The following is a 206-nucleotide window of genomic DNA, read 5'->3' as shown; positions in this document are numbered from 1 at the left end:
ACAGATCGCGCTGCAGCAATTGCGCACGTTGCTGGACGAAGGTGCACCCCGCCATTGCGTGCTGGCCGATGCGGGATACGGTGTGGACAACGCCTTTCGCCAGGCGCTCAGCGACATGGGCCTGCTCTACGCGGTGGGCGTCACATCTGCCCTCGTGGTCTGGCCGCCTGGCGTTCAGCCGCTGCCACCCCAGCCTTACAGCGGCA

1 protein-coding gene is annotated in these 206 nt (G+C 66.5%); it reads left to right on the top strand.

What is annotated here, in order from left to right; translation table 11 throughout:
- Window positions 1-206 (top strand): transposase (locus JHD63_RS23820; RefSeq protein ID WP_198973229.1); only part of this gene is annotated, 206 nt, incomplete at both ends.

Origin of the sequence: Xylophilus sp. ASV27, assembly GCF_016428875.1 — a bacterium.
Classification (GTDB): Bacteria; Pseudomonadota; Gammaproteobacteria; order Burkholderiales; family Burkholderiaceae_C; genus Xylophilus.
Note: the sequence above shows the minus strand (reverse complement) of the source record. Positions and strands in the feature narration are given on the sequence as shown.